We start from the raw sequence: 6,729 nt of genomic DNA on the forward strand, positions 1-6,729 counted from the left end.
TCAGCCGTCCAGGAAGGCCGGCCGCGCCCCCGGGTCGAAGGCGATGCCGGCGGCGCGCAGCGAGCGGGCCAACTCGTCCTCCGGCATCCGCGCGTGGCGGACGAGCAGCCGCAGGTACAGCCCGACGAAGAGCGGGCCGTGCCCGTCGTTGTCGCCCTCGGCTGTGCTGGTCATGGCGTGCGCCAGCTCGTGCAGCAGCACCCAGCTCGGCAGTTCCGGCGGCGCCTCGATGGCGAGGCGCGTGGCGCGGGCCACGGTCTTGCGCGCCTGCGCCGGCAAGGGCCGCACGCGCGGCGGGAAGCGCAGACCCTCCGCCGCCCAGACATGGTCCACCAGCGCCTGCAATCGCGCGAAGGGCACGCGCGAACGGTCGCGCGGCGCCACCACCCGATCCTCCCAAACATATAGGCGGTTCGCCTCCGCCGAGGCGGAGGACGGGCGGGGGCGGCGATGCACTACTCGGCGGCGGCCTTCAGGCGGGGCAGCGGCGCACGGGTGATCTCGCTCATGCGCTCGCGCACGTCGAAGACGCGGACGTCCACCTCCGACAGCTCCGGGTTGTTCCTGAGGCGCGCGACGATGGGACCGGCGGCGTAGGCTTCCGCCGAGGCGCGGTCGGCGAACATGTAGACGCCGCCGGCCCGGCGCTCCTCGGTGCCGTCCAGCCAGATCTTCCAGAGCAGGCCGGGCACCTCGAGGAACTGCTTCGCCCGGTCGTCCGTGTAGCGCGCGTCCCACTCGGCTTGGGGCATGTCCGGGCGGCGGTAGTTGATCTGCACGATCACCATGGGGCATCTCCCTCGGCGGGGGTGGGGACGGTAGCCCCCTGGCCGCCCGGCGCAAACGGAATCGGCGCTCAGCGGCCCCGGCCGTTGATGCCGCGCGTCCCTGGCCCCGCCCCGACCGGCCGCTCCAGCCCGACGCGCCCGCCGGCTTCGGCGCCGCTGCGGAAGGCGCCGCGGTCGCGCACCGTGGCGGAGCTGTAGGTGGTGCGCAGCCGGACGCCCAAACCCCGGAACGCCTCGTCCAGCTTGCGCTCCTTGGCGACCACCAGCGCGGTTGAGCGGCTGCCCTGCCCTCCCGCGGCGCGGCGCTCGGCCATGGCGACGGCCCGCGCGTCCGCCAGCTCGTCCAGGCGTTTGGAAAGGCGGTCGGCGAAGCCGTAGCGGAAGGAGCGCAGCACCGCCTGCGGCGCTTCCCGCCGCGCCGCGTAGGCGGGGCCGGCGCGGTAGCGCGCCTCCTCGTGCTGGAGCGCCCGCGCGACCACGTGCAGCAGCCACTCCGCCATCTGCACGTCCGGCTCCAGCCCGAACAGGACGAAATCCTGCCGCCCGTCCGTCCAGCCGCGGCACTCGCAGAAGCGCAGCAATGCCGGGTAAAGCCAGCGTAGCGCGGTCCGCGCCGGGCCGGCGAAGGCCACGCGGCGCTGGACGCAGGCCTCCTCGCGCAGCTCCACCTCCGACATGGACAGGCCGTAGACGTCGAGCAGCTCGCCCACCTTGGCGGCGGCGGCCATCGCCTCGGCTTCGGAGCAGCCGCGCTCCACGGTCTTGGCGGCGAGGGCGCGGATGCGCGCCTTCACCTTGCTGAGTTCTGTCTGCTGGTCCATGGCGGCGGGAGATGGGCGCCGCCCCCGCGCGGGGTCAAGCGCCGCCGCTCCGCCGCGAACACCAGGGAGGACGCCATGCCCGACGCCGCCGCGACCGCCGCGATCCGCTTCGACCACATCCACCTGCGCAGCCCCGACCCGGAGGCCACCGCGCGCTGGTTCGAGGAGATGCTGGGGGCGGAGGTGGTCCGCAGCGCGCCGGACGGGCAGCCGCGCATCGACCTGAAGCTCGGCGGCGCGGACATCTTCATCGCGCCGGTGCCGCCGGGCGACGCCACGGTCGGCGCCCCGCCGCGTCCGCCGCACCAGGGGCTCGACCACTTCGGCTTCACAGTGCCCGACCTCGACGCGGCCGCGGCAGCGCTGAAGGCGAAGGGCGTGGAGTTCACGTTGGAACCGAAGGAGGCACGGCCGGGGCTGCGGATCGCCTTCATCCGCGGCCCGCAGGGCATGTCGATCGAACTGCTGCAACGGGGCGGCGGCTGACGCGCCGCCCCGCCGCGGCTTCGTCAGGCCGTCCAGATCGGCTTGCCGTCCGGCCCCTTCACGTGGGCCCAGTCCTCGTGGATGAAGTCCACCAGCTCCTCGGGCATCGCGGCGTTGCCCGTGCCGCGCAGGACCTCTTCGCCCTTGGTCAGTGCCCAATCGAAGAACTTCATGGTGTTGCGGACGCTCTCGACCTTGTCCGCGGCCGGGCTCACGGGAATCAACGTGAAGCTCGGCCCGAGGAGCGGCCACACGTCGTCGCCCTCCAGGTCGATCATGTCCACGCCGAAGCCCTGCGCGCTCCAGTCGGTGGCGTTCACGGCGGCGAAGAAGGTGTCGCCGTCCGGCTTCACGAACTTGCCCGACTGGTTGCGGAGCTGCGTGACGGCGAGGCCCTTGGCGACCTCGCCGGCCTCGGTGACGTAGCCGATCGCGCCCTGCGTCGTCTTCACGGCCTCGGCCACGCCGGCGTTGAGGTTGCCGGCCTTGCCGACCGCCGGCCACTTCACGACGCTGCCGGCGCGCGGGCCGGTGCGCCAAGCGTCGGAGGTGCGCGACAGGAAGGTGGTCGTCAGCAGCGTGGTGCCCGAGCTGTCCGCGCGGTGGACCGGTGTGACGGCCAGGTTCGGCAGCTTCAGGCCCGGGTTGAGCGCCGCCAGCTTGGGGTCGTTCCACTTGGTGATCTTGCCGAGGTAGAGGTCTGCGATCGCCTCGCCCGACAGCTTGAGCTGGTGGTCCGCCACGCCGGGCAGGTTCGCGGCGAACACGATCGGACAGATCATGGACGGGAACTGGAGCAGGCCGCGCTCCTTCAGGCGTGCCGGCGACAAGGGGGTCACCGTCGCGCCGAAATCCACCTGGCGTGAGGCGACCGCGGCGAGGCCCTCGGCCGAACCGACCGCGTCGTACTCCATGCGAACGCCGGAGGCGGCACCGCCGGCCTCGTTCCACGCCTCGAAGGCGCGGCGCATCAGGACGTCGCCGGCGCCTTTGATCTTTGCCTGCTGCGAAAAGGCCGGCCGCCCGGCCAGGGACGCGCCGACCGCGGCGGCGCCGGACGCGGCTAAGAAGGAACGTCTGCGCAAGTGCATCTCCTTTGACGGCGAGCGACAGAAAGCCGGCCGGCCAGCCGGAAGGGCGCGACTTTGAGCGTTGGTTGATGCATCGTGGCCGCGGAGATCGCCAGCGGAATATTTACTTTGGGGCGCTTTTTTCTACTTTACAATTGCTTAATGGTTGAGAGCGGCGCCGCGCCTGTTCCGGCCCGCCCCGCCTTGCCCTAAGCCCACCCCCTCACTCATCGACGCCGCGGCGCGCCGGCCCAGAGCCGGTCCCACGCCCGGCCGGAGGGCGCCATGTCGGGGACGGAGTTGCCGCCGCTGCTGCTGGTCGGCTGCGGGAAGATGGGCGGGGCGATGCTCGCCGGCTGGCTGGAACGCGGCCTGCGCGACACCGTGGTGGTGGAACCGAACCCCGCCGCCGCGGCCGCCTTCGCCGGACGGGTCCGGGTGGTGGGCACGCCGGCGGAAGTGCCCGGCGACGTCCGCCCCGCCGCCGTTGTGCTGGCGATCAAGCCGCAGGAAGCGGGCGCGACGCTGCCCGGCCTGTCGCGCTTCGTCGGGCCCGGCACCGCGTTCCTCTCGATCATGGCAGGGCAGACCGTGGCGGGCATCCGGGCCAAGCTCGGCGACGGGGAAGCCGTGGTGGTGCGCGCCATGCCCAACACGCCGGCCGCGGTGCGCCAGGGCTTCACCGTCGCCTTTCCCGCGCCCGGGGTCTCGCCCGCCCAGCGCGGCTTGGCGGACTCGCTGCTGACCTCGGTCGGCGAGGTGGCCTGGGTGGAGGACGAAGGGCTGCTCGACCCGGTGACGGCCGTCTCCGGCGGCGGCCCGGCCTACGTGTTCCTGCTGGCCGAGGTGATGGAGGCGGCGGCGGTGGAACAAGGCCTGCCGCCCGACCTCGCCCGCCGCATGGCCCGCGCCACGGTCGCCGGCTCCGGCGCGCTGCTGGCGGCGAGCGCCGAGGATGCCGCGGCGCTCCGCCGCGCCGTCACCAGCCCCAAGGGCACGACCGAGCGCGCCCTCCAGGTGCTGATGGCGCCGGAGGCTTGGCCGAAGCTGATGTCGCGGGCGATCGAGGCGGCGACGGCGCGGTCTCGGGAGTTGGCGGGGTAGGGCCCTCCGCTCCAGCGGGAGCGTGCCCGTGCCCCGCCGCCGGGCGACGGCGGAAGCGGCGGAGCCGCCCGCCCCCTTCCCCAACCCCGCGCACGCCCCCACACTGCCGCCCATGAGCGAGAGCGCGACGGACGTTGACACCAAGCTGGTCGCCGGGCTGTGGCAGGTTGTGGCGCGGCACGGCTGGGACGGCCTGACCATGCGGCGCGTCTCCGACGCCTCCGGGGTGCCCATCGCCGAGTTGCGCCGGCGCTGCCCGACGCCGATGCACCTCTTGGCGCTGCACGGCCGCGTCACCGACCGGCAGGTGCTGGAGGGCACGGTTTCGGACACCGGCGGCGACACGCCGCGCGAGCGCCTGTTCGACGTGCTGATGCGCCGCATCGACGCCATGCAGCCGCACCGCCGCGGCATCCTCCGCCTCCTCGACGACGCGCTGGCCGACCCGTTTCTGGCGCTGTTCCTCGCCTCCGCGCTGCCGCGCTCCATGGCGTGGATGCTGGAAGCGGCGCGGATCGGCACCAACGGCTTCGGCGGCACGCTGCGGGCGAACGGCCTGGTGGGCGTGTGGCTCTACACGGCCCGGGCCTGGGCGCGGGACGCCACCGAGGACCTCGGCGCGACCATGGCCGCGCTCGACCGCGCGCTCGACCGCGCCGAGCAGGCGGCCCGCACGATCGGCCTCGGCCCCGCCGACCACGCCGCCGCCGGGCGCTTGGACGAGGGCGTCGCCGCGACGCCAACATGATCGCGAGGGTTCTGCCGCGCCTTGGGGGGCCGGCTTTGCGCCCCCGCGCGCCACCCCCTAGGTTGGCCCCGGTTTCGTGAACAGCGCCACGTTCGGAGGCGCGCAGCAGGAGAACGCCATGTCGGGCACTGGCAACCGTCCGGAAACGGACATGATGAAGATGCTGACCGAGTTCCGCTGGCCGGGGATGCCGGACATGGAGCAGCTCGCGGCCGCCCAGCGCCGCAACTTCGAGGCGCTGTCCGCCGCCAACAAGGTGGCGCTGGAGGGCGCGCAGGCGGTCGCACGGCGGCACATGGAGATATTGCAGCAGTCCATGTCCGAGATGACCCAGGCCATGCAGTCCATGTCCGGCGCCCAGGACCCGCAGCAGCGCGCGACCAAGCAGGCCGAGATGCTCAAGGCGGCCTACGAGCGCGCGGTCGGCAACATGCGGGAGGTGGCGGATCTCATCCAGAAGTCCAACTCCGAAGCCCTGTCGCTGCTCAACCAGCGCTTCACCGAGGCGATGGACGAGGTGAAGGCGATGGCGGCGAAGAAGGGCTGACGCAGACCGCGGCCACGGAGAAGCCGGGCGGCGGCGCGCAGCGCCCCGCCGCCCTGGCGCCGACCGGCACGGGCCGGTCCTTCAGCCCTTTTGCAGACGGTCGATCGCCCGGAACGTGCCGTCCGGCCCGATGGTGGTGAGGAAGACCCGGTCCGAGCCCTGGTTGTCGCCGGCGCCGTACTTCAGGACGAAGCCGTCGATGTCGAAGGGCGCGCCGCCCAGGATGGCGTTGAGGAACGCTTCGCGCGTGGGCGCGCCGTCCAGGCGGCCGAGGGCGGCGGCGGCGAGGCGGCCGACCAGGTAGCCTTCCAGCGACACGAAACCGGGCTTGGCGTCCGGCTCGACGGCCTTCAGCGCGTCCTGGTACCGCTTGACGGCCGGGATTGAGGGATCGCGGGGAAAGGGCACCACCTGGGTGACCGCCACGCCGGGGCCGGCTTCGCCCAATTCGGCGGCGAGGGCGTCGCTGCCGACGAAGGAGATGACCACGAAGGCGGCGTTCATCCGGGCCTGCTTGGCTTGCCGGATGAACTCGGCGCAGGGCTTGTAGGTGCCGACCAGCACGACGGCCTCGGGCTTCTCCTTCTGGATGGCGGCCAGCCCGGCCTCCACCGCGACGGTGTTGCGCTCGTAGGTGCCTTCCGCGGCGACCCGGAGGTTGCGTTTGCCCAGGGCGAGCTTGACTCCGGACAGGCCGGCCTGTCCGAAGGAGTCGTTCTGGTAGAACACGGCGATCTTGGTAGCGCCGAGATCCTTGGTCAGCCGCTCGACCATGACCTCCGTTTCTTGGAAATAAGAGGCGCGGAGGTTGACGACGTTGTCCAGCAGCGCGTCGCGGAGGAACTCGGCGCCCGTGAAGGGGCCGATGAACGGGACCTCGGCCTCGCCCGCGACCGGCTGCGCCGCCGACGACGTCGGGGTGCCGACCGGGCCGACCAGCGCGAAGACGCGGTCCTTCTCGATCAGCTCGCGGGTCGCCGCGGCCGAACGCGGCGGCTCGTAGCCGTCGTCCTTGGAGACGAGTTCCAGCTTGCGGCCCTTGACGCCGCCTGCGCGGTTGGCTTCCGCAAAGGCCGCGAGGATGCCTTGGCGCATGCCCGTGCCCAGCGCCGAAGCGGGGCCGCCGAGCGCCGCCGCTTGGCCGAACAGGATGCGGTCGGCGGTG

Annotated in this window: 9 protein-coding genes; 4 read left to right on the forward strand and 5 right to left on the reverse strand. The window is 73.0% G+C overall.

From position 1 onward, the window contains the following. From ABD067_RS06135 to ABD067_RS06145, 3 genes are all read right to left on the reverse strand, one after another. Positions 1–456 carry a hypothetical protein gene (locus ABD067_RS06135; protein ID WP_343894309.1) on the reverse strand — a complete coding sequence of 152 codons (456 nt, stop codon included), beginning with the start codon at positions 454–456 and terminating at the stop codon, positions 1–3. Beyond that, positions 456–788, reverse strand: a complete 333-nt coding sequence (locus ABD067_RS06140) for a YdhR family protein (protein ID WP_343894310.1) — start codon at positions 786–788, stop codon at positions 456–458. The genes ABD067_RS06135 and ABD067_RS06140 overlap by 1 nt, the downstream gene beginning before the upstream one ends. Positions 789–856: 68 nt before the next feature. Then, positions 857–1,609 (reverse strand): DUF7168 domain-containing protein, encoded by a 753-nt coding sequence (locus ABD067_RS06145; RefSeq protein WP_343894312.1) that lies wholly within the window; start codon positions 1,607–1,609, stop codon positions 857–859. Between the two features lie 75 nt (positions 1,610–1,684). Between ABD067_RS06145 and ABD067_RS06150 the strand changes: the two genes are divergently transcribed. Continuing rightward, positions 1,685–2,095, forward strand: coding sequence for a VOC family protein (locus ABD067_RS06150; protein ID WP_343894314.1), 411 nt, complete (start codon positions 1,685–1,687; stop codon positions 2,093–2,095). Between the two features lie 23 nt (positions 2,096–2,118). On the opposite strand, the gene pstS is transcribed toward ABD067_RS06150, so the two are convergent. Then, positions 2,119–3,180, reverse strand: coding sequence for a phosphate ABC transporter substrate-binding protein PstS (gene pstS / locus ABD067_RS06155; RefSeq protein ID WP_343894315.1), 1,062 nt, complete (start codon positions 3,178–3,180; stop codon positions 2,119–2,121). Between the two features lie 270 nt (positions 3,181–3,450). On the opposite strand from pstS, the gene proC reads away from it, so the two are divergent. The 3 genes from proC (at position 3,451) to ABD067_RS06170 (ending at position 5,564) form a co-directional block, all read left to right on the forward strand. Then, positions 3,451–4,269 (forward strand): pyrroline-5-carboxylate reductase, encoded by an 819-nt coding sequence (gene proC / locus ABD067_RS06160; protein ID WP_343894316.1) that lies wholly within the window; start codon positions 3,451–3,453, stop codon positions 4,267–4,269. Positions 4,270–4,297: 28 nt separating this feature from the next. After that, complete coding sequence (locus tag ABD067_RS06165) at positions 4,298–5,017, forward strand: TetR family transcriptional regulator (RefSeq protein ID WP_343894317.1); 720 nt, start codon at positions 4,298–4,300, stop codon at positions 5,015–5,017. 118 nt (positions 5,018–5,135) lie between these two features. Then, positions 5,136–5,564 carry a phasin family protein gene (locus tag ABD067_RS06170; RefSeq protein WP_343894318.1) on the forward strand — a complete coding sequence of 143 codons (429 nt, stop codon included), beginning with the start codon at positions 5,136–5,138 and terminating at the stop codon, positions 5,562–5,564. An 81-nt stretch (positions 5,565–5,645) separates the two neighbouring features. Here the strand turns inward: ABD067_RS06170 and ABD067_RS06175 are convergent. Beyond that, on the reverse strand, positions 5,646–6,729 hold a 1,084-nt coding region (locus ABD067_RS06175; protein ID WP_343894319.1), incomplete at its 5' end, for an ABC transporter substrate-binding protein.

Origin of the sequence: Craurococcus roseus (genome assembly GCF_039523795.1) — a bacterium.
Taxonomy (GTDB): domain Bacteria; phylum Pseudomonadota; class Alphaproteobacteria; order Acetobacterales; family Acetobacteraceae; genus Craurococcus; species Craurococcus roseus.

Excerpts from the sequence above, each read along its gene's own strand:
- ABD067_RS06140 (WP_343894310.1), bottom strand. The coding sequence starts at position 788 with ATGGTGATCGTGCAGATCAACTACCGCCGCCCGGACATGCCCCAAGCC.
- ABD067_RS06145 (WP_343894312.1), bottom strand. The coding sequence starts at position 1,609 with ATGGACCAGCAGACAGAACTCAGCAAGGTGAAGGCGCGCATCCGCGCC.
- proC (WP_343894316.1), top strand. The coding sequence starts at position 3,451 with ATGTCGGGGACGGAGTTGCCGCCGCTGCTGCTGGTCGGCTGCGGGAAG.
- ABD067_RS06170 (WP_343894318.1), top strand. The coding sequence starts at position 5,136 with ATGTCGGGCACTGGCAACCGTCCGGAAACGGACATGATGAAGATGCTG.
- ABD067_RS06150 (WP_343894314.1), top strand. The coding sequence starts at position 1,685 with ATGCCCGACGCCGCCGCGACCGCCGCGATCCGCTTCGACCACATCCAC.